Raw genomic sequence first — 20825 nt, forward strand, 5'->3', positions numbered from 1 at the left:
AGGTTGAGCACACTGTACCTAGTGGCTCAGCGTCGAGAGAAACGGTTACGGTAAGATACAAAAAGTATGAGATGGCAGCAGTGGTGCATACCTCCTCTAGGTGCGGTAGTCGCTGGTTCAGTGGCGATCGCCTTTGTGCGGCAACCCATGCCGATTGTAGCGGTGAGTTCTGCTGGTGCGTTGGTCGGCAGTTGGCTGAGCGATCGCCGACGAACTCAAGCCTCCGATTCAGCTATGCATACCTTTGAGATGGCCTTAGCCGCTGTTGAGCGCAAACTAGCTGATGTAGAAACTAAACTGGATCGTCTGCCTGCCTCTAGTGCAACCCGTCGCACAGCAATCTTTTATGATATTGAAAACCTGATTAAGGGCTACAACATTAGAACTTCTGATGTTGCCAAAATTTCTCTGAAGTCTATCCAAGAGCGCATTACTGAAGTCTATCCCATTGAGCGGGTACTGTTGCAGCGAGCCTATGCCAACTGGAGCGATACCCGCTTAGGCCCCCTACGACGGGAAATGCACCAACTGGGAATTGAGCCAGTACAAGTCTTTGGATTTTCTTACGAAAATCGTAAAAATGCCGCTGATATTCAGTTGGCCATTGATGTGACCGATGCAATCTTCCGAGATCCGCAGCTAGACACCTTTGTGATTGTCTCTGGCGACGGCGGGTTTGGTTCCCTTGCTAAAAAACTGCGGCAGTACGGCAAAACCGTGATTGGCTGTGCCTACGAAGATGCGGCGGGCAAAAGCTTCCAAGCGATTTGTGATGTCTTTGTTCACATTCCAGACCCTACCCTAGCACGGCAGTCCGAACCGCCGTTGGCTGCACCTCCTGCGATTGCTAGTCCCCCTGTTCTCAAGGCGCTGCCTGCGGATCCAGATAATCAACGGCTTTGTCAGGCTCTCAGGGGCAGCGCTACCTGTCAAGCAGAAGGGGCGATCGCCAAAACCCGCGAGGTGCTCGAGTGGTACCGTCGCGATCCTCACTGTGCTGCTATGCTGCGACAAGAGGGGCTAGCAATCAGTAAAGTGCAAGAAGCGGTGCAGGCGCTGCTACCCCAGTTTCATATCCTGCAACTGGGGATGGTTAAATTTTCGGAGTATCTGCGTTACGTTTGCAAAAATACGGTGTTTTGTGTGTTTCATCTCCAGGGCAGCCCTAACCAACTGAAGCTAGGATTGCGCGAGTCTTTGCCCCCAAGGGCGATCGCCGTAGCCAACTTTGAGAAACGTCCGCTCCATAGCTTGGCCACCTATCGGGCACTCTTGGAACAACAACGATGTACCTTAGCCCTCCCCGCCACTTTTGCCGAGGTCTTGCCATGGTTGCTTCAGCACCGTGATGTGGCGGCTCAGTTACCAGAGCTTGCTGCCCTATTCCTCAAAACTACATCAACACAGCTAACACCAAGCCACGTTGAAAAGGCCTTAGTTAATTGCCAAGAGGCGGGTATTCTGGTGCCGGCGCCAGAAGGGGGCGATCGCTACTTTGTAGCTGCATCGATTACCGATGAAGCTCAGTGCCAAGCGTCCTTACGACAGTGGATTGGTCAACTGCTTCAGCCTCATCTGCACCCCTTGCAAGAGCACCCAAAGCCAGAACTATTAGAGGAACTCTTGCCGTTTAAGTCCCCGAAGCCGCCATCAGTGTCTAGCCAGCGTGAGAGCTAGATGAATCAGCCCCTCCCCCCGTGGTTGACTTGGTTAGAGACCTGCGACAGTACGAATACGTGGGCATTGCGCCATGCCAATAGTCTCTATCACGGCCAAGTTATTTATACCCGCAATCAAACCCACGGTCGCGGCCAGTATGGACGACAGTGGCGCTCAGGAGGTTTTACTGCCTCCTTTGTGGTGACCGCCTCCCCAGCGATCGTTGCCCCCAGCTTGGTGGCGGGGTTAGCGGTCGTACAGGCGGTTGAATCTGTGGTGCCCTCGTTGTGGCAGCAGCTACAACTCAAGTGGCCTAACGATGTTATGGCCCAGGGGAAAAAATTAGCGGGTCTTCTGTGTGAGCACCATCAAGGATGGCTAGTGGTCGGGGTTGGTCTTAACCTCAGCAAAGATGAGCTGCCGCAAGCCATTAGTTTGCAAACCCTAGTGGCCGAAGCAACCGCAGTACCGACGGAACTAGACTTGTTAATGGCCATTCGCGAGGAACTGTTATGGTGTTGGGAGAGTTCCATCGACTGGTTGAGCGCCGTGAGTCAGCGGGACTTTTTGCGGGGTCGCGCCATTAAAGTTACAGAGGTCACACAACAACAGAAGATAGCCCCCGCTCTGTGGCAAGGAGAAGGCGCTGGCATCAATACCAAGGGTCATCTACAGTTGCGGTTGGCCAGTGGCGAGGTGGTTACGGTTGCCAGTGGTCATATAATTTACGAGTAATTTACGAGGCGTTGTGGCATGATTAGGAAAACGGTCAGAGCTACCTAGTCTTGGTATTAAGCTTTAACCTTGTAGCTCTCGGGCTTCGCGATCGGAATCATGCAGTTGAGCGCAGCACATTTGACGACATGACGCGAGTTGAGGGAGAAAACACGCGATTTCGACACTATCTTGCCCGGTTGCATCGGAAGACATTGTGCTAGTCCAAGTCCCTAGACATGCTGAAGCACCCAATTCGATTGCTACGTCAGTCCCTCAAGTTCCGTGATGTGCCCATCTTACAGGAAATCATATTCCTATTCAGCAATGCCGCAAAGGCTATATAGGAGGTGCTTCACTGGGGTCTGTTAACACTGCTGCTTCAGCCGGAGTTGACGCATCGGGTTGCTCCGCCTGCCAGCAATCGAGAATGTCCTTAAGAACAATTTCACTAAACCATATCTGGCCAACAATGACTAAGGGCAAGGCCAAAAGTAAGCCTAGAAAACCAAAGAAAATGGCAAAGACAATTTGTGAGACTAGGGTCACAGCAGGGAGTAAATCCACCTGTTTTGCCATGACGAGGGGCACAAGAAGGTACTGTTCTAGTTGCTGAATGACAATGTAGGCCGCTAGTACAGCAGCGGCTCGCCATGGCTCGTCAATAAAGGCGATGATCATTGGTGGAATCACACTTAAGGCTGGGCCAATATTAGGGATTGCCTCAAGCAGTCCGGCTAAGAAGGCGTTCGCCAAGACTAAGCGCACCCCTAGCAGGGCTAGTACTAGACCACTGACTACGCCAATCACAAGCATATTTAGGCCTGTTCCTGCTAGCCATGCCAGCAATGCCTGCTCGCTTTGGGTGAGAATTGCATTAATGCGAGAGCGGTAAAACGCGGGAAAGAGGCGTACAAAGCCGTTGCGATAGGGCTGGGGATTGATCACCAGCATCACCGTTAGCACAAGAACCAAAAGGGTATTCAACAACACCGCTAAGGTATTGGAAAAAAGGGCAAAGAAGTTATTAAAAATGCGGTCTAGAAACGGCTCCAGTTGAGTGACAAGGCGGTTTAACAAGGGAGTATCATCCAACCCCGTATTCGGTAGCACATGATTCATGTCGTCGAGCCATTGCTCTACCCGTCCCAAGCCCTTGGGAATGAGCACGCCTAACTGCTGTGCTTCTTGGAGAAAGGGGGGAATGATAATTAGAAAGAAGCCAGCAATGAGGAAAAAACTGAGGCTAATACTGATGGCGATCGCCCGACCTCTGCGGAACCCTAAGCGTTGCAAATGCAGTTGGAACCAGTTGAGGGCAGTTGCCAGTACCACCGCCAAAAAAACCAACAATAGTACTTGGCGGATCTCCCAGAGGATGTATAGGCATACCCCCAAGACCAGTAAGCCAATCCATTGGCCGAATGTCACAGTTTTGCTTCCTAACGGGGTCAACTGCTAATCATAATCTAGACCAATCTACTCTAAAGACGATCCAGCCTAGAGGCGCATCGCTCACGGCAGGATTTGCCAGCTACCGGATGGGGTAGTTCATCCATACTCTGCCTCAATGATCCGCCAGCGAATGGATACAACCCCTGGCTCAAGGCTCAGGCGACTGACAATTTGCTCTAGTCGTTCGTCGTTCCGCTCTTGAGTGGTGAGCTCGGCCTGTACCTGAACATAGTCTGGTTTATCTTCCAAATCTTCGCTAAACAGCGATCGCAGCGTGAGTTTAGTATTACCGATGGATTGCAAAAATAACGCACGGATCAAGGCTTCGCTCTGGCTATGGCAGATCACATCGCAGCGATAGCACAGTTCTAACTCTGTGCCCTTGAGGGGTTGTTGGTTAATCCGATAGCCTAGGGGACGCAATACTAAGTTAGCGGCCAAGACGGCGATCGCCCCTAACGTTGCCTGATAGAGCAAACCAGCTCCACTCAGTGATCCCACTGCCGCTGCGCACCACAGCGTTGCTGCTGTGTTTAGCCCCCGCACAGACAGTCCTTCCCGTAGGATGACACCACCGCCCAAAAAACCAATCCCCGAAACAACTTGCGCTGCCACCCGAGTGGGGCTGGCATCTCCGGGCGTGAGTGCCGAGAGCATCACAAAGAGAGCCGCCCCCGTCGCTACAAGGGTATTGGTGCGCAACCCTGCCATGCGTTGTCGCCATTGCCGCTCTAGACCTAGAGCTGCCCCTAGGCAGAACGCCACGACAAGACGCACGATAAAATCAGTAGTTGTCATCGCTCAGGCCGATATGCCAAGGAACAGGCTGACAAGATAAAAGTACAACAGTAACCCCGTAAAGTCCTTGATGGTCGTGATAAACGGATCCGCGGCTGGACCGTGATCAAACCCTAATTTCAGCAGTATCCACGGGAGCAATGCCCCGAGAACGGCAGCTAAGGTAATCACAATAAACAACGATATTCCTACGGCTGCACCCAATTGGGGGACATCATTGGGTAACCCCTGCCATGCTAGGGCAATCAGTCCGCCTGCCGTGCCTAAAATCAACCCCATAATGGCACCAATCCGCAGTTCTCGGAACAAGTAGCCGCTGTAGTGGCGAATATCAATCTGTTGCCAAGCTAACCCCCGCGCAAACACAGTGGTGGACTGGGTGCCCACATTGCCACCCATATCCATCACCACCGGAATAAAAATTGCCACAGCCACAACGGCTTCCAGCACCTCCTCAAAGTATTGGATCACTCCTCCAACCATCATGCCACCGATGAGGGTAATGATCAGGCAAGCAATCCGTAACTGTATGGCGTAGCGAATGGGACCGCGGACTAACTTTTCGCTCCAAATTTGATCACGACTAATCAGGTTGCCTACCCCTGCTTGCGCTAGGATCACGTCCGTTGCTTCTTCTTCAATGAGATCCAAGACATCATCAAACGTCAGGTCGCCAACAAGCCGTCCTTCTTGATCCACTACGGGGATAGCGGGTAAATCATTGTCCTTGAGGAGCCTCGCAGCAGTCAGTTCCGGTGCGGTTACGGCCACAGCAATGTCTTGTCCTTGCAATAGCTGTTGAATGGGTTGCTCCGGCATGGCTTTCATGAGCTGAATTGGGCGCAGGAAGCCACGGTAAAACCGCTGGTCATCAATGACAAAAATAATGCCTAGCTCTTCAGCCTCAACACTGCTATTGCGGATGGTGGCGATCGCCTCCCCCACTGTGATGGTGTCTCGCAAAGCCAGATAACGCAGGTTCATCCGGCGGCCAACGGTGCCCTCAGGGTAGCCAAGGAGTAAGTTTACCGCCTGCCGTGATTCGGGGCTGAGTTGGCTGAGTAGGCGTTTGGTCACCTTTGCTGGCAGCTCTTCAAAAAGACGAACCCGTTGATCTGCTTCAAGAGCCTCTAAAATGCTAATGATTTCCGGATCGGTCATACCTTCAGTGAGGGTGGCCTGCTCATCGGGAGTCAGGGCTTCAAACACGGCGATGGCTTTGTCTTTTTCGAGGAGCCGAAACGCCAGTACTCGCTTAGCTGGGTCAATTTGCCGCAGGGCGCGCACTAGGTCAGAAGTGGTCAGTTGATTTGCTGTCCGCTTGGCTGCACCTAAGCCTTGGGGGTAGGTCAGCAAATCCTCAAGGGGGTTCCTAATCATTGGCGTGCTCCTTATCCGTTGTTGATACTGTTTGATACTGTCTAAGCGTCGGTGGGGCGGGAGTGCGCCAGCGGTAAATACGCATCTGCTAATTCCCACCAGAGACTAGAAATGGATGCAAAGGCCTCCTCGGAGGAGAGTTTTCCGGCAGAATGCAGCGCAGCAATGAGGCCTGAGCGCTGGGCAAATTCCTGTAGGTTGGCATCAAAGGTCAGCGTGTCAAGGGTGATCTGACCACGGTAGGGAATGTAGGGGCACAGAAACCTTTTCTTTAGTTCATGAGACATGATTTACCTCCATGGAGACATTTAAGGTAAGGCGAAGACTGGAAACACTGAAACTGCAATAAGGTTGTGGGTGATGGCAATGCCCACGAAAAATGCTCAGCATTAGCAGCTACAGGCTAGGCAGCGCTAAAGCATAGCCCTGTTTTTGTTGAGAGGTGTTAGACTCCAAAAGCACAATAGAAAGCCACCCCCATTACCCTGAGCCTGCCCAGAGCAACTATGGGGAGCTTGGTTGTGTCATCTGTTGCCCGCAGAATCCTGTGAGCACAGCCTATGGAAAGACTCAAAAAGTTATGGAATGGCTTGAGATTGACCAGCCAAAATACGACAATCCAAGGGAACGTACTTATCGCAGAGGATAGTGCGCATGATTCATCTCCGTATTGCAGCGAACCTGCTCTGGAACGGGCGCAGATGAATCGTAATTCGGCACTCCTAATCCCAAGGATTGAGGTTGCAAGCCAGACTCATCTAAGCGATCGCCCCGTGAATACCGCTCCATCTATGGCAGGGGTCTTCGTTAGCAGGAATGGGTTCTTGAGAAGCAACACTTTGGTTACTACTACTAGAATCCATACGTGGTTTCTCCTAAGGTCTAAAATGGCAGTAGTTGGCGTTAACCCCCTTAATGCCACGGTATAGTATAAATACTGTTGCCAACGTTGTCAATGTTATTTGCGCTACATTGAGTGCAGTAACCGGAACCCGTGAGTCAAAGGCAACATGGATATTGGTGAAAGTATTCGCATGGCGATCGCCACCCTCAAGGCCAACCGCCTGCGCAGTGGTCTAACCATGCTGGGCATTATGATTGGCAATGCTGCGGTCATTGCGATGGTGGGGGTGGGGCAAGGAGCACAGCGGTATGCAGCAGGACAGTTTGAGTCCCTCGGCCCAAATACGCTATTTATTGTGCCGGGAACCCCCCAAGCCCGTAACCGTACCTTTGAAGTGCCGCAAACCCTTGTGCTAGAGGATGCCAAGGCGATCGCCACGCAAATTCCCACCGTGGCTGAAGTCGCTCCCCAAATTCAAGTGCAACAGCGCATCACCTATCGTGGGCGCAATACGAACGCCCTGATTGTGGGCACCACCCCCACCTTTCCCTCGGTACGCAACTTTACTGTTGAGCGGGGACGGTTTATTTCCGACCAAGATTTGGAGCGGCATCGGCGGGTGGTGATTTTGGGATCCGACCTAGCCAAAAAGCTATTTATTAACGAAAACCCTATTGGACAACAGGTTCGCATTAAAAATCTGTCCTTTGAAGTCATTGGGGTAATGGCAGAAAAGGGAGCCTTTCTTGGGAATAACCAAGATGAAGCCGCCTACATTCCTATTACGACGATGGCCTCACGGATTGTTGGCCAGCGATCGCCCTATGGTATTTCCTTAACCTTTATTTCTGTATCGGCGCGGGATGAGCAAAGTATTGATGCCGCAAAGTTCCAGATTACTAACCTGCTGCGCCTGCGGCACCAAATTGTGGATGAGGATGACTTTACCATCCAAACCCAAAAAGAAGCCCTGCAAATCATTGGGAACATTAGCAATGCCCTCACCCTGATGCTGGCGGCGATCGCCGGCATTTCTCTGCTGGTGGGCGGGATTGGCATTATGAACATCATGCTGGTTTCAGTGACAGAACGCACCCAAGAAATTGGCCTCCGTAAAGCCATTGGTGCCACACAGCGGGATATTCTGGCACAGTTTATGATTGAGGCCATTATCCTCTCGGCTCTAGGGGGCTTACTGGGAACCGGGCTAGGGGTGGGTGGTGTGCTCTTGGTGGCTGCCCTCACACCCCTAGAGGCAGGTGTTGCCCCCGTCGCTGTTGTCTTAGCCGTTGGCGTCTCCGGCAGTATCGGTCTATTTTTTGGGGTCGTTCCCGCCCAACGCGCCGCCCAGCTTGACCCCATTGTGGCCTTACGAAGTGCCTAGGCTCTCTATTAGAAGCCGCAAAGGAGCCGATGGTTCAGCGTAGCTAGTGTCTTGGCATAGTATTTGAGATCATCGCACTGCCTAACCTACTGCGGTAGTACCTTGCGGCTCTGAGGTTAGCATTGTCATCACGAACTTGAGAATTTTAGCCACACTCTCGTCAATACTTTCCAGATGGGTGCAGCATTCAACATCTGGATGGAGGGGGGGTTCGTAGGGATCATCAATTCCCGTAAAGTTGCGAATTTCCCCAGCCCGCGCCCGTTTGTATAGCCCTTTCACATCCCGCTGTTCGCACACCATCAGGGGGGCGTTGACAAACACTTCCACAAAGCGACCAATTTTAGCCCGCACCTCCTCCCGCACCTCGCGGTAAGGGGAAATGGCCGAGACAATGACAATCACCCCATGCCGGGTGAGCAGTTCAGCCACAAAGCCAATCCGGCGAATATTTTCATCTCGATCCTCTTTAGAAAATCCCAGCCCCTTGGTCAAGTGTTGACGGATAATATCGCCATCCAGCATCTCGACAGGATAGCCTGCTTCGCAAAGATGTTTGAAAACGTAGTGGGCAAGGGTTGTCTTACCCGCCCCAGAGAGACCGGTGAACCACACCGTTAAACCTTGGCGTTGTGTCATAGGTTAGGTATAAAGTCATAGGTTAGGTATAAAGTAAACTTCCCCGCCCTAGAAGGGCGAGGCTTTCTGTAGCCCTCCGGCTATCTCGCAAGCCAGCCAGGAGCCTCCAGGCAGCGTTACGGACTGCCCCAAAAGCGCAATATTGATTGCTCCATTTAGGTCTGCATCACCAATCCATCCGCAATGCCCACACTTGAACTTTTTTTCAGTTCTCAACCCAATATGCAAGCAACAATGGCAGGTTTGACTGGTATAGGCAGGGGGTACAGCAACCACCTCAACTCCTTCCTTGATACCCTTGTATTCCAAGAATTGTCGCAACTGATAGAACGCCCAACTGTTAGACCGTCTCCGCTCGGTCGTGTTTCTCGGTTGCTGGTTGATTCTATCGCGAATGCCGGTCAAATCCTCGATAGCAACAATGGCATGGAGGTGTTTTGCTTCACGAATGATGGATGCACTGATGGAATGATTGAGCCATCGCTGAAAACGTCTCTCCCTCCCCGACAGCCGTTGCAGGACTTGTCGGCATCGACGCCGACTCGACCGTGTGCCCTTCGAGGCTTTTTGCTGGAGCGATGCTCTCACTTTGGCGAAATGATCTCGAACTTGATTCAACTGCTTAGCATCCCAACCGTTATCGGTACTAGTTTTAGCGATTTCACGCCGACCGAAATCAACGCCAATCCCCTTGTCCGACCGAATGGGTTCAGGAGCTTCGTCGCTCAGTTGAATGTGGATGTAGTATCTTCCATCTCTATGCTTGCACAGTTGAGCCGACGTGGGTTGACACCCCTTCAGCTGGCCGCGCTGGTAGTGTCCTATGTCCAGTTTGATGTGTTCTCTACATCCCAGCAGGGTCAGGCTGACTGTCCAATCCGTCTCCCGAAAAGAGAAGATTCGGGCATCGTAGTCTGCCGAAGTTGGACGAAACGCTTTGACAGGTTTGCCCTTCACTTTGGCTGTTTTTCGATTCGCCCCAACCCTAGCACAAACCCTGACTGCCTGATTAGCACTCAACCCAAATTGTTCTCGCAGGTCGTTATAGACCAACGACTGAATCGTTGTTTTGCTGGTTGTTTTGGGTTTGACTCGCTCATTGGCATAGTTGCAAGCAGCAGCAAACGCCTGAAGCACTGCCTCAATCTTGGCATTTTGTTCAGGTGTGGTTGCAAGTTTGCAAACTAATGTCAGAGTTTGTTTCATCCTGTTATATTTCCACATGTAACTATGAAAAACAAGCGTACTAAACTTGGCAATTTCGGGGGTATTGAACCCCTCTCAATTGCCGCTCCTGTCCCTCCCCGACCTGAAGGTGCGGGGCTTCTCGGAGGTTTTCTGTGACGATGAACCGTTCCCTTTCCCACACTACACCACCCCATCCTACCCTGCCACCGCTAGAAAATGGTGATGCCCTGACGCGCTGGGAATTTGAGCAGCGCTATGCCGCCATGCCCCAGGTCAAAAAAGCCGAACTGATTGAGGGAATTGTCTACATAGCCTCTCCCCTGGGCTTTGAATCCCATGCCGAACCCCACGCCAACCTGATTGGTTGACTCTGGAGTTACAAGGTGTCAACTCCTGGCACTCGTTTGGGGGATAACGCTACCGTACGGCTAGATTTGGACAACGAACTCCAACCCGATGCCATCCTGTTAATTGACCCTCGTGCAGGGGGGCAAACCCGCTTCAGCACCGATGGTTATATTGAGGGGGCACCGGAACTGGTGATCGAAATTGCTGCCAGTTCGGCCACAATCGACCTGCGAGATAAGAAACGTGCCTACCGACGTAACGGCGTACAAGAGTACTTGGTGTGGCAAGTGCTTGATCGCAAGCTGGACTGGTTTCACCTCCAAAACGGTGACTATATTCCCCTGCAACCCGACTCTGCTGGTATCCTGCGTAACCCTATGTTTCCGGGTCTTTGGCTGGCTTTACCCGCACTGCTAGCAGGCGACATGGTGCTGGTGCTGGCAACTCTGCAACAGGGGCTACAGACACCAGAGCATCATGCCTTTATCCAGCAATTGCGGGAGCAGATTCCGCAAGATTTTGCTCAACGATCGCCCGAAACACCACAAGAAACTGTCTGACTTAACCAGTAAGGCGATTTTTGAAAAAGACTGTACCATCAGTAATCCTTGGAAGGGCATGGTAACCACGCCCCTACAGTGTTGCCTATGAGGAGCGAGAAGAGACTCTCCTCTTTTCCCTATCTCCTGTTCCCTCTCCTTTACCAACTATTCTGCTGTGGCCAGTTCCGTGCTGCCCCGCTGCTTGCGACGAGTGAGGCTGTTGAAGAGCAATTGACCAATCGCCTTAATCAGATTCCCTTCCAGCTCTTGGAACAGCTTCATATTCATGCCAAAGGCAGCATTGGCTTCATCCACGATGCGATCGGCGGTCGCTTCATCCACCGCTAGCTCATCCAAGCGTTGGCGATAAAGCTGCTTAAAGGCTTTTTCATCACTGATGGCCTCAAAGTGGTAAAAGGCAGTGCCTTCGCCATCGTGGAGGTTCATGGCTCGCTCCGCAATCCCTTTAAGGATTTGCCCCCCCGATAAGTCTCCGAGGTAGCGCGTGTAGGAATGTGCCACGAGCAGTTCGGGAGCCGTAGTAGCAACCTCGTGAATACGAGCCACGTAAGCTTGAGTCGCCGCAGACGGAGTCACCTCCTCACGCCAGTTGGCGCCAAAGTAGTAGGCCAAGTCCTGCTCAAGGCTATGCTTACGATTGAGTTCGGGAAAATAAATTTTGCCCACGATGGGGTGGTCTTTCAACCGCTCCATTTCCATTTCCATGGCACTGTACACGTGGTAAAGGCTGGCAACGAGCTTGCGGTAGGAGCTTTTTTCAACCGTTCCTTTGAGGAAGCAACGCACAAAGCCAACATTCTCCGCCATTGTATGGGCTTTTTTGGTGCCTTCGCGCAATTTCGTTGCTAGAGACGTAGTCATTACGGAATCCTTCTTAAGAGCTTGCAACGTTTTGTATCTAAACTCGACCGCAAAAACAGTCTAATTCTCAGGCTACGGGCAAGCGGTACCGTTTTTCATTAAAAATCATTAAGGCGTCGCCGCGCCTCCTCAAGAGCGGTGCGGACTTGGGCAAAGCCGGTGCCGCCATAGCTATTCCGTGCTGCCACCACTTGCTGTGGGGTAATGCGCTCGTAAATGTCGTTTTCAAACGCGGGGTGCAGAGCCTGCCACTCTTGCAAGGTTAAATCCTTAAGAAATTTACCTTGCTCTAGACAGGTTTTGACCACTCGCCCCACGAGGTTATAGGCTTCGCGGAAGGGCACCCCCTTACTGGCCAGATAGTCTGCGACATCGGTGGCATTGGCAAAATCACTATTGACTGCTGCGGCTAAGCGCTGAGGCTGAAAGACAATCCCTTGCGCCATTAAAATGGTCATGGCCTCTAGGCAGGCAGTAACTGTATCCACCGCATCAAAAATCGCTTCTTTGTCTTCTTGGAGATCTTTGTTGTAGGCCAAGGGCAGCCCCTTCATAACCACTAAGAGCGCTTGAAGATGGCCAAACACCCGCCCAGTTTTCCCCCGCACCAGTTCAGGCACATCGGGGTTTTTCTTTTGCGGCATAATGCTTGAGCCAGTGGCGCAGGTATCGGTGAGCTGGATAAAGGCAAACTCCTCCGATGCCCAGAGGATGACCTCTTCGGCCAACCGCGACAGGTGCACCATAATTAAACTAGCGGCGCACAGGAATTCAATGGCAAAGTCGCGATCGCTAACGGCATCAAGGCTATTGCGATAGGGTTCAGCAAAGCCGAGTAATTGCGCACTGTAGTGGCGATCGATGGGAAAGGTGGTTCCTGCTAGCGCACCTGCCCCCAAGGGAGAGACATTTACCCGCTGCCGAAGTTGAGCCAAGCGTTGCCAGTCGCGTTCTGCCATCTCCACATAGGCCAGCAGATGGTGTGCCAAGCTCAGGGGTTGCGCCCGCTGTAGGTGGGTATAGCCCGGGATCAGGGTCTCCACGTGGGGGGTGGCCACCTCAAGGAGGGTGCGCTGCCACTGCCGCAGTTGCTGCTGAATCTGATCAATTTCGGCGCGCAGATAAAGGCGAATATCCGTGCCCACCTGATCATTACGGGAGCGAGCCGTGTGGAGCTTTTTGCCCACATCTCCCACAAGTTCTGTTAAGCGCCGCTCCACGGCAAAGTGAACATCTTCGGCATCGATGCCGGGGCTAAAGCGCCCCTGACGGTATTCTTGACGGATCTGCTCAAGGCCTTGGATCAGGCGTTCCCCTTCTTCAGGGCTGATAATGCCAGTTTTCGCCAACATTTTGGCATGGGCTTGGGAACCGGTCAGATCATACTCAATCAGGCGAATATCAAAGCCAATACTGGCGTTAAAGCGGGCGATCGCCGGATGTAGAGCGCTCTCAAAGCGTTGACTCCAAGGTTGCGGTTGAGTACTCACATGCTGGCCTCAGATGGAAAGGAATGATGCCCAAGATGAATTACCCCATCGGGGATAGGGACGTCCGCGGCACTAAACACTACGCTAAAACAGTACGCTAAAAATTGAGTAACTTACCAAATATCCAGCCGAGGGCAAGGCCAATGATCAGTGCCCAAAGTTGGCCGGAATCAACAAAGTTATTCCACGCTTTGGCAAAGTCATCCCCAAGGGTATCCTTAAACTTCTGCGCAACCAGAATTTGTGGCTCAACAGTCACGGTGGCGGGCATCAAGGTGGTGTTTTCTGTGGGCATGACCATAGAGTACGTATCCATAGGGGCAACAGAACTCAAGTTTATCCTAGCGGAGGCGGGGGCGATCGCCAAGGGATAGAGCGGCCACTGACCAACCCCATTGGGATGCAAGCCCCGTCCTGTAGGATGGTGGAGGATGTCAATAACAAACTGTTACAGTTTCTCGCAAACCTATACCAAGGCTACAGCTTCAATGTTACGATGCCGTTGAATCTAGCTGAAATACCTAGATCATAACTATCTCGTGGGAGATTGGGAGTTAAATTCGCATGACAACACTAACTGGGCAACCCCCGCTGTACGGTGGCAGCACTGGCGGCCTCCTCAGCAAAGCCGACATTGAAGAAAAGTACGCGATCACCTGGACTAGCCCCAAAGAGCAGGTTTTTGAAATGCCAACCGCTGGGGCAGCCGTAATGCGCGAAGGCGAAAATTTGGTTTATCTTGCTCGCAAAGAGCAGTGCCTCGCGTTAGCGGCTCAGCAACTGCGTCCTCGCAAAATCAATGACTACAAGATTTACCGTATCTTTCCTGATGGAGAAACGGTACTCCTCCATCCGAAAGATGGGGTATTCCCAGAAAAAGTGAACCAAGGTCGCGAAGCAGTCAACACCGTTCCCCGCTCAATTGGCCAGAACCCGAACCCTGCCCAACTTAAGTTCAGTGGCAAAAAGCCCTACGACCCTTAGGTTTATCACCTCAGTGACCGTCCATCAGTGCGGTCAATGATTACCCGGCGTTGCTGAATATTAAGTATGTTGCCGCCCTCACCCTAGCCCTCTCCCAAAGGAGAGGGAATAAGACTCTTAGCTCCCTTCTCCCTAGGCAGAAGGGTTGGGGATGGGGGAATTCATAGCCACATTCAGCAACACCGATGACCCCTATGGTTTAACCGTAGGGGTACTTTTGTGCCGTTATGCCGTCGATGCGTTGAACAGGTTGTTACAAGGCACCTATAGCGGTGCTGATGCCGTAAAAGTAGGGATGCAACCACCAGATCAACGCAACAAACACCGCAACCCCAACATAGGCGGGGCGCAAAAACTCGTGCCACAGGAGGGGTTGCTTGCCTTGCCAAATGGCTTTGAAGGGAATGATTGAGGTGCGAGCTTTGATGGCACGAAATGCTTCGCCATGGCGGTTTTCCCAGCGGCGATCGCCATGCCAGACGCCAAAACAATGATGGGCAATCAGCCCCAAGGAGGTCAGTAGAGTAAAGGAGGTTCCTAGCCAAAGGGTATGGGCAACACACCAGATCACCTGTCCCCAGAGTTGAGGGTGGCGGGTAATGCGGATAATGCCAGTTTCGTAGAGATGGATCTCGGGTTTTTGGATGGCGGCAATTTCCAGCAGGTTAAAGGTGGCGGGATACAGAAAGAGAAACGACAGTGCCGACAGCCCCCACACTATTGCCGATAGCCCCGGCACTCCTTGCAGTTGCCACAGTTGCACCCCATCGTAGCGATGCGCCAAGAAATAGACAATTAGCCCCGTGGCCAACGGCAGGCTCACCAACGCAAAAAAGATACGGTACAGTCTCGCACCAATACGTTTTTCGGCCCAAGGGCGCAAACTGGCCAAGCCGCTGTGGGCGATCGCAAACAGCAGGAGTAACCCTACCATGATCCACTGTGACGGGGTCTGCCACGTATGGGCATCCATGCCTGAACCCTCCACCAATGCAAACCTGTAAGTGCTATCCCCGATCCTAACCGTTGGGGCGATCAGAAATCTCAGTCTTCGAGTGTACGGGATTCCATGGGGACTGTTCTCAGCGGCTGCCACCCTTGCGGATCAACCGATTCAAATGGGTGGCGGTGTGTTGTAGCGATCGCCAGCGTTGATCCTTAAGCTGGCCTAGGGCGCGCCGCAGGGCGGGTAATGGTAGGGCGGCGCCGCCATACCGCCACGAGACGTAGGCGTGGGTGAGGGTGTCAATGGCGCGTTGGCTCAGGGAATCTAGCTGGGGGACATCTCGCAAGTACTGGGCATATTCCCAAGGGGTTTGGCTGTTGCGCTTGGGGAAGCCTTGCTGCGCCAGCCAGTCTAGCATTTGCACATAGAGTTGCTCAATGGCACTGAGGCGCCGGAGTCGTTGCCGATAGCGCCAACTCTGCCACAGGTAGATGCCAAACCAGAGGGCGATCGCTGCCCCACACAGCAACAATATGCCTTGTATGATTCCGCCCAGCCCTTGGGAAAATAGATCCATAAACTGCGTCAGTAGTGATTCTAGGGCAGCGAATAGGGTACCGAAAAAGCCCGTCACGGGTGTCGGTAGCCAGCCGGTCACCCAGTTCCAAAACTGTTGCAAAACGCTAAAGGTTTGATCCACCTCTAGGGTCGCCGGATAGAGATCGTGACCCGGAATCGGATCAAACAGAAACCAGCCCAATTCAGGGAAATAGGCTTCTGTGAGGGCATAAGCATCGGTATTGCGCACAATATACAAGCCCGTAAAGGGGTTAAATTCCCCCGTGCCCAGGCCAGTAACCAATCGTGCTGGAATCCCGATACTGCGCAGCAGTAGGGTCAAGGCGCTGGCAAAGTGATCGGGGTAGCCCCCCTGCCATTCAAAGAGAAAGGTGGCCACTAAATCCTGCTCCGCAGCTAGCTTAGGGATTTGGGTATCGAGGCGGTAGGACTGTTTGAGGGCTTGGGTCAGGTAAAGAGCTTGTTCGTAGGGTTCCTCAATGGGGCGATCGGCTTTAGCCAACAGGTCTTGGGCGAGGGTTTGCAGCCGGGGGGTTAAGGCTTCAGGCACCTGCAGATACTGACGGTAGGCAGCGGGGTTGCGAATTTTGCCAGCAGTGCGCAAAATAGAGCGATCGCGCACGGGAACGTAGGAAATGACGGAATAGGTCAGCCCCTCTGGTAGAGGAACCGGAGCACGTAGCCCGCCTTCAGGATCGCGAGCAATTTCACGGGTGGGGAAGTACAGTTCGCGGGGGTCGTACAGGTGCGGAATGAGATTACTAAATTCAGAGACCACCGTATAGGTTTGAATGACTTCGCGGGTGGGTACCCGGGTGGGGAGCTGAGGCAGCAAATAGCGAAAACTCCACGGCGATCGCCGCAGAATTTCAGCAGCATCGTTACTGCTAATGCGCCAGCCCCGTCCCGTATAGTCATCAAACGCCAGTACTCGCCAGAATCCGGGAGCTTGGGATCTCACCCGCATAATTTCCTGAGGGGTCATCACACCACCCAAGGTTTGATCGATTTCAGAACCAAAGCCGTAGTAAAAATTACTATCGAACCGTTGGTTTGCCAGATCATCACCTACGCCAGCGCCGCCCCTGCCACTCACATAGCCGGGGTTGATCACCCGCGTTTGATCAAACTCCCCATCTACTTGAATTTCAGCACTCACGGGCAGGGTGCGGATTTGATACCCCGGAAACCGGGGTAACACCACAAACACCCCTAGCCCTAGGCTCAGGATTAAAACAAACAGCCCAAACCACTGCCGCCACGACATCCCTAGGGAGTTAACTGCCAGCGGCAGCAGCCCTAAGCGCGAGCGGTAGTCTAACACTAATACCGGCAGGGCGATCGCCAAAAACACCAGCAAAAATACACCAAACATCATCGTTTGGCTAAGGGTGGCAGCCACACTGATGAGAATCAGGGCAATCACCATCGAATAACCCAGATCCTTACGCCGCGGCAGGTCAAAACTATGGAGAATTTGCAGTTGAATGAGCAACTCAGTGAGGAGAAGGCGGGAATCGTGGGAGAGGGCAGCTAAACGTCCCAAAAAGACAACTAGGGCAATCACCATTCCCAAGGCAATCGCTAGTTTAGCGACTACATTCCTTTGCCGACGCGACCACCAACTCCAGCTAAACCCAGCGATCGATAACGGAACGGCCCAAACACTCGTTTGGGTCTCAGCGGCAATGTCCGTGGCCACAATCCCGACAATGACCATGCAGAGCACCCCCAACCGCAGGATGAGAGAGTCTTCAACATGCTTGGCCGGAGCCAGCATGGGGGAGGCAGAAATCGGGCGCAGCCAAGCCTGGAACATTGGCACCATCGTCCATAAGCAACGCTTTGGATCCTAGCAAGGGTGCACCCCCTTTGGTGGCCGGGTGCGCCAGCCAAGATAGACCGTTCTTAAGTTGTCGGCGGGCTAAAGCGCTCGTACAGCCATGCCTGCATCCACGCCAGTATCGCCTGTACGTCTTCTGGGGAGGGGGCTTGACAGTACAGTCGTAGGAGGGGTTCAGTGCCGCTAAAGCGCACCAGTAGCCACGCGCCGGTCTCGAGGTAGAATTTATAGCCATCGCTCCGGTTGCAGGCCACAACAGCGCTGTCTAAAATCCGCTGTAGGGGGTTCGTCGCCAGCAGGTGCTCTAGCTGCTGACGCTGATGTTCAGTCTCAAGCCTTAAGTCGATGCGATCATAATGGCTAAAAAATCCCACCTGGTGCTGCAGAGAGTGGTAGTATTCGCCGACACTGCGCCCGGAGGTGACGATCGCCTCTAGCAGGTACAGCGCAGACAGGAGGGCATCCCGCTCAGGAATGTGGTGGCCATAGCCAATCCCCCCCGATTCTTCGCCCCCCAGTAAAATGGCATCTCCGGCCACCATGCGATCGGCAATATGCTTAAAGCCAATGGGGGTTTCAATGACCGGTAAGCCGTGGAGGGCAGCCACGTTACTTATCAAGTCGGAGCTACTGATCGACTTGATGACGGCACCGCGATAGGGGCTGTGTTGCGCCAGATGATCGATCAAAATGGGCATGAGTTCTTGGGCGGTGTAAAGGGTTCCCTCCCCGTCAATCACGGCGAGGCGATCGGCATCCCCATCAAAAACCAAGCAGACCGTTTGCCCCGTGTGTGGCATCTGCCGCAGTTGCTCCTGCGTTTGGTGTAAATATCGACCAATGGGTTCGGGAGCACCCCCACCAAACAGTACGTCGCGATCGCTGCGAAACTCCGGCACTGCAATCCCTAGGATGCGAGCCAGACCCCCTGCTGCCACCCCATGCATAACATCGGCATAAACCCTAAGTTGCCCAGCCTCAATCGCTGCACGAATTGGCGTGCAGTTCACCTGCTGTTGCAGTGCCTCGCAATACATTGGCCACGGGTCAAAGAAATGGAGCGACCCACAACCGAGTCCTACTGGGGGTGAGTCACCGCTGGCTAATTGCGCTTCAATGGCTTGGGTCACAGCAGCGGGAACCGAGCCAGCAAAGGCTCCCTTGACCTTTAAGCCACTATACATGCCAGGGTTATGGCTGGCCGTAATTACCAATGCCCCTAGGGCAGTCTCCGCTTTCACCGCCCAGCTAAGGGCAGGGGTCGGTGCCGGATGACTCGCGAGCCACACCTCATACCCTGAAGCGACCAACACCTCTGCCACCGCCGCCGCAAACTGCTCCGCCAAAAAGCGGCGATCGTAACCAACAATCATCCGAGGCGTACCCGACCCATAGGTGCGATGCAACACCCAAGCCGCTGCTTTTGCTGCCCGCACTAGCCGTGAAAACGTAAAGTCAGCCCCAATAATGCCGCGCCAACCATCCGTGCCAAAACGAATGGGGGCGTTTTCAGCAACTAACACCTGGCAGAGCGGTAACGATGGAGAAACCATGGGGTAGTCAATCACCAGACTGCTCTGACCATATCATGGGCGATTCAGAGATTCCATTGCACCTTTCACCCTAGACCGTAATAATATATTTATTGCGAATTATTAATGAGGCGATTAGTACCCCATAGTAGTACTAGTCGTGAAATGATCACCTTAGTCGCCTAACCCTCAGCCCCTTTAGAGAGGTATTGAACACTATGGCATTTGTACAAGACCCCTTACCCTTTGATCCCGGTGCCCTTGAACCCTACGGCATGTCGGCCAAAACCCTTGAGTTTCACTACGGCAAGCATCATAAGGCCTACGTTGATAATTTGAACAAACTCACCCAAGATACAGAGTTGGCAGAGAAATCCTTAGAAGATGTGATTCGGCTCAGCTATGGCGATGCGGCTAAAGCCGGAATTTTCAATAATGCGGCTCAAGTTTGGAACCATACCTTTTTCTGGAATAGCCTCAAGCCCGGTGGGGGCGGCACCCCAACTGGCGATGTGGCTGCCCGTATTAACAGTGCCTTTGGCAGCTTTGACGAGTTTAAGTCTCAGTTCAAAACTGCTGCCGCCACTCAGTTTGGGAGTGGTTGGGCATGGCTCGTACTTGAAGCGGGTACGCTGAAAGTCACGAAAACCCCTAATGCCGAAAATCCGCTGGTTCACGGTCAGGTGCCCTTGCTCACCCTCGATGTCTGGGAGCACGCGTACTACTTGGACTTTCAAAATCGCCGCCCTGACTTTATCGATAACTTCCTCAATCAACTGGTGAACTGGGACTTTGTTGCCAAAAATCTTGCTGCCGCCTAGGGGCTAGCGCTGATTGGCAGCAGGGGAAGTAGAGGGTGTAGGGAGTCTCACTGCACCCTTGTTTGTTGTGTGTAGTTGCCTAGGGTAATGTAAATTTTTGTGGGTTTGAGACGCGATAGGTGCCCGCCAATCACCACAGGATCAGTGTTGGCACCCTAAGGACAGGAGGTGAGGAGCTAGCGTCGGTGTTGCTGAATGTAGCTATGAATTCCCTCATCCCCAACCTTTCTCCCCAAGGAGAAGCGATTATCTTAAAAGTCAAGCAAATGATGATGCTGGAACAGCCGATGGACTCCCATCTGAGTTGGACGGCTGCCAGTCCGTACCATGGTTGAGCATGGCATTGAGAATTGTTAATAGCTGATGCATACAAGCCACTAACGCTACTTTGGTAGCCTTGCCCTTCGCTAATAAGCGGTGAGAGAAGACGCGAATCACTGGATTATGGCGCACCGCCACCCAAGCTGCCATGTACAACAGTTGACGCACAGCAGCACGACCACCAACGATAGCGCGTTTGCCTTGCTTCTGCCCACTATCTCGGTTGAATGGGGCAACGCCCACCAGCGCACTGATTTTTCGAGTGGACAACTGTCCCAGGTCTGGCAACAGGGCTAACAAGGTCGCGGCGACGACCTTGCCCACCCCTGGAACCGTCATCAGCCGCGTCTGTTTTGCCTGCCAGGGCTGACATGGATGGATTTGGGTGGCGATCTGCTCGTCTAGTTGCTGAATGCGGTCTTTGAGCCATGCAATGTGAGCTGCTATATCTGCTTGGGCTGTTCCGCGTAAGCCTG

20 protein-coding genes and 1 pseudogene are annotated in these 20825 nt (G+C 52.9%); 8 read left to right on the plus strand and 13 right to left on the minus strand.

Annotated elements, in window-relative coordinates; all coding sequences use genetic code 11:
• The first annotated feature begins 66 nt into the window (after nucleotides 1–66).
• The 3 genes and pseudogenes from L5220_RS03780 to L5220_RS03790 all read left to right on the plus strand — a co-directional run.
• The gene (locus L5220_RS03780) at nucleotides 67–1677 is read left to right on the plus strand and encodes an NYN domain-containing protein (protein WP_499571691.1); all 1611 of its coding nucleotides are present in this window, start codon (nucleotides 67–69) and stop codon (nucleotides 1675–1677) included.
• Nucleotides 1678–2394, plus strand: coding sequence for a biotin--[acetyl-CoA-carboxylase] ligase (locus L5220_RS03785; protein ID WP_499571693.1), 717 nt, complete (start codon nucleotides 1678–1680; stop codon nucleotides 2392–2394).
• 128 nt (nucleotides 2395–2522) lie between these two features.
• A pseudogene (locus tag L5220_RS03790) lies at nucleotides 2523–2720 on the plus strand (hypothetical protein); the annotation flags it as partial.
• Here the strand turns inward: L5220_RS03790 and L5220_RS03795 are convergent.
• The 4 genes from L5220_RS03795 to L5220_RS03810 form a co-directional block, all read right to left on the minus strand.
• Nucleotides 2713–3804: an AI-2E family transporter gene (locus L5220_RS03795; protein WP_448514567.1), complete on the minus strand. Its 1092-nt coding sequence runs from the start codon at nucleotides 3802–3804 to the stop codon at nucleotides 2713–2715. The pseudogene L5220_RS03790 and the gene L5220_RS03795 overlap by 8 nt on opposite strands.
• Before the next feature lie 120 nt (nucleotides 3805–3924).
• On the minus strand, nucleotides 3925–4626 hold the full coding sequence (locus L5220_RS03800; RefSeq protein ID WP_099799454.1) for an MgtC/SapB family protein: 702 nt from the start codon (nucleotides 4624–4626) through the stop codon (nucleotides 3925–3927).
• A 3-nt stretch (nucleotides 4627–4629) separates the two neighbouring features.
• Nucleotides 4630–6006: a magnesium transporter gene (gene mgtE / locus L5220_RS03805; protein WP_499571696.1), complete on the minus strand. Its 1377-nt coding sequence runs from the start codon at nucleotides 6004–6006 to the stop codon at nucleotides 4630–4632.
• Between the two features lie 41 nt (nucleotides 6007–6047).
• Nucleotides 6048–6293: a DUF7219 family protein gene (locus L5220_RS03810; RefSeq protein ID WP_499571698.1), complete on the minus strand. Its 246-nt coding sequence runs from the start codon at nucleotides 6291–6293 to the stop codon at nucleotides 6048–6050.
• Between the two features lie 723 nt (nucleotides 6294–7016).
• Here L5220_RS03810 and L5220_RS03815 point away from each other — a divergent pair.
• Nucleotides 7017–8234, plus strand: a complete 1218-nt coding sequence (locus L5220_RS03815) for an ABC transporter permease (RefSeq protein WP_099799455.1) — start codon at nucleotides 7017–7019, stop codon at nucleotides 8232–8234.
• 81 nt (nucleotides 8235–8315) lie between these two features.
• Here the strand turns inward: L5220_RS03815 and cysC are convergent, their stop codons facing one another.
• Together cysC and L5220_RS03825 are read right to left on the minus strand one after the other, a co-directional pair.
• Nucleotides 8316–8873 carry an adenylyl-sulfate kinase gene (gene cysC, locus L5220_RS03820; protein WP_099799456.1) on the minus strand — a complete coding sequence of 186 codons (558 nt, stop codon included), beginning with the start codon at nucleotides 8871–8873 and terminating at the stop codon, nucleotides 8316–8318.
• Nucleotides 8874–8921: 48 nt separating this feature from the next.
• Nucleotides 8922–10079 (minus strand): RNA-guided endonuclease InsQ/TnpB family protein, encoded by a 1158-nt coding sequence (locus L5220_RS03825; RefSeq protein ID WP_499571700.1) that lies wholly within the window; start codon nucleotides 10077–10079, stop codon nucleotides 8922–8924.
• A gap of 140 nt (nucleotides 10080–10219) precedes the next feature.
• Here L5220_RS03825 and L5220_RS03830 point away from each other — a divergent pair, with 140 nt between their 5' ends.
• Together L5220_RS03830 and L5220_RS03835 are read left to right on the plus strand one after the other, a co-directional pair.
• Complete coding sequence (locus L5220_RS03830) at nucleotides 10220–10429, plus strand: hypothetical protein (protein WP_499571702.1); 210 nt, start codon at nucleotides 10220–10222, stop codon at nucleotides 10427–10429.
• 15 nt (nucleotides 10430–10444) lie between these two features.
• A complete protein-coding gene (locus tag L5220_RS03835) occupies nucleotides 10445–10969 on the plus strand; it encodes a Uma2 family endonuclease (protein ID WP_499571704.1) in 525 nt (174 codons plus the stop codon).
• Nucleotides 10970–11116: 147 nt separating this feature from the next.
• On the opposite strand, the gene L5220_RS03840 is transcribed toward L5220_RS03835, so the two are convergent.
• The 3 genes from L5220_RS03840 to L5220_RS03850 all read right to left on the minus strand — a co-directional run bounded on the left by L5220_RS03840 (nucleotide 11117) and on the right by L5220_RS03850 (nucleotide 13624).
• Nucleotides 11117–11833, minus strand: a complete 717-nt coding sequence (locus L5220_RS03840) for a biliverdin-producing heme oxygenase (RefSeq protein ID WP_099799220.1) — start codon at nucleotides 11831–11833, stop codon at nucleotides 11117–11119.
• Nucleotides 11834–11931: 98 nt separating this feature from the next.
• Nucleotides 11932–13323 carry an argininosuccinate lyase gene (gene argH, locus L5220_RS03845; protein WP_499571707.1) on the minus strand — a complete coding sequence of 464 codons (1392 nt, stop codon included), beginning with the start codon at nucleotides 13321–13323 and terminating at the stop codon, nucleotides 11932–11934.
• Between the two features lie 97 nt (nucleotides 13324–13420).
• Nucleotides 13421–13624: a hypothetical protein gene (locus L5220_RS03850; RefSeq protein WP_099799218.1), complete on the minus strand. Its 204-nt coding sequence runs from the start codon at nucleotides 13622–13624 to the stop codon at nucleotides 13421–13423.
• A gap of 263 nt (nucleotides 13625–13887) precedes the next feature.
• Between L5220_RS03850 and L5220_RS03855 the strand changes: the two genes are divergently transcribed.
• A complete protein-coding gene (locus L5220_RS03855; protein WP_099799217.1) occupies nucleotides 13888–14307 on the plus strand; it encodes a photosystem I reaction center subunit II PsaD in 420 nt (139 codons plus the stop codon).
• Nucleotides 14308–14560: 253 nt separating this feature from the next.
• On the opposite strand, the gene L5220_RS03860 is transcribed toward L5220_RS03855, so the two are convergent.
• The 3 genes from L5220_RS03860 to L5220_RS03870 form a co-directional block, all read right to left on the minus strand.
• Nucleotides 14561–15280 carry an NnrU family protein gene (locus tag L5220_RS03860; RefSeq protein WP_099799216.1) on the minus strand — a complete coding sequence of 240 codons (720 nt, stop codon included), beginning with the start codon at nucleotides 15278–15280 and terminating at the stop codon, nucleotides 14561–14563.
• Between the two features lie 109 nt (nucleotides 15281–15389).
• Nucleotides 15390–17651 (minus strand): transglutaminase TgpA family protein, encoded by a 2262-nt coding sequence (locus L5220_RS03865; RefSeq protein ID WP_499571710.1) that lies wholly within the window; start codon nucleotides 17649–17651, stop codon nucleotides 15390–15392.
• Between the two features lie 89 nt (nucleotides 17652–17740).
• Complete coding sequence (locus tag L5220_RS03870) at nucleotides 17741–19228, minus strand: phosphoglucomutase/phosphomannomutase family protein (protein WP_499571713.1); 1488 nt, start codon at nucleotides 19226–19228, stop codon at nucleotides 17741–17743.
• Nucleotides 19229–19425: 197 nt separating this feature from the next.
• On the opposite strand from L5220_RS03870, the gene sodB reads away from it, so the two are divergent.
• Nucleotides 19426–20028 (plus strand): superoxide dismutase [Fe], encoded by a 603-nt coding sequence (gene sodB, locus L5220_RS03875; protein WP_099799214.1) that lies wholly within the window; start codon nucleotides 19426–19428, stop codon nucleotides 20026–20028.
• Nucleotides 20029–20286: 258 nt separating this feature from the next.
• Here the strand turns inward: sodB and L5220_RS03880 are convergent.
• Nucleotides 20287–20825 (minus strand): IS110 family transposase (locus L5220_RS03880; RefSeq protein ID WP_499571715.1); only part of this gene is annotated, 539 nt, incomplete at its 5' end.

The sequence above is a fragment of the Synechococcus sp. PCC 6716 genome, assembly GCF_022570815.1.
GTDB classification, from domain to species: domain Bacteria; phylum Cyanobacteriota; class Cyanobacteriia; order Thermosynechococcales; family Thermosynechococcaceae; genus Thermosynechococcus; species Thermosynechococcus lividus.